Source organism: Photobacterium profundum (assembly GCF_003026285.1).
Classification (GTDB): Bacteria; Pseudomonadota; Gammaproteobacteria; order Enterobacterales; family Vibrionaceae; genus Photobacterium; species Photobacterium profundum.
On record NZ_PYOD01000052.1, the window covers coordinates 1 to 512 of the forward strand.

Consider the following 512-nt stretch of genomic DNA (forward strand, 5'->3'; position numbering starts at 1 on the left):
CACCAACAGGGTGTCCTTTGTTTTTTGTGCTGTTTTTCTGCCATAAAAACAGATCACCCGAAGGTGGTCAGAGGTATTGTGTCACGAATATTTATTATTATATGTTGGGTTGAGGCAGATAATATTTCTCAGGCAGCAGAAATCCGTTCCACTTTTGCCGGTGATCCCTGGCGGACGGAAGCACCCGTTACCCAGTCAAGCCAGGTATTGCTGACTTGTCTTGTCGGATCAGCAAAGCCCAGATCGTTGATATTGATCCCCGAGGCAATGCGTTTGTCCATCGCCATCGCTTCACCATCCAGATAGTGCTGACGGGCACCCATCTCATGATGCCCGTAACCGTGTTCAATCGCGACCACGCCCGGCATCACCCCGGTCAGTAAACTGACCCGGGCCTGCGCACTGCCGCCCGGTGTTGTGATGCGCACCCAGTCCCCGTGCTGTACACCGAATTTCTCGCCGTCTGCCGGGTTCAGTGCCACCATATTGCACGGTTTCACATGGTGCAGACG

General features: G+C 53.3%; 1 protein-coding gene. It reads right to left on the bottom strand.

Translation table 11 applies throughout. The features are described from left to right. Positions 1-128: 128 nt before the first annotated feature. Positions 129-512 (bottom strand): molybdopterin dinucleotide binding domain-containing protein (locus tag C9J48_RS27715; RefSeq protein ID WP_308811176.1); only part of this gene is annotated, 384 nt, incomplete at its 5' end.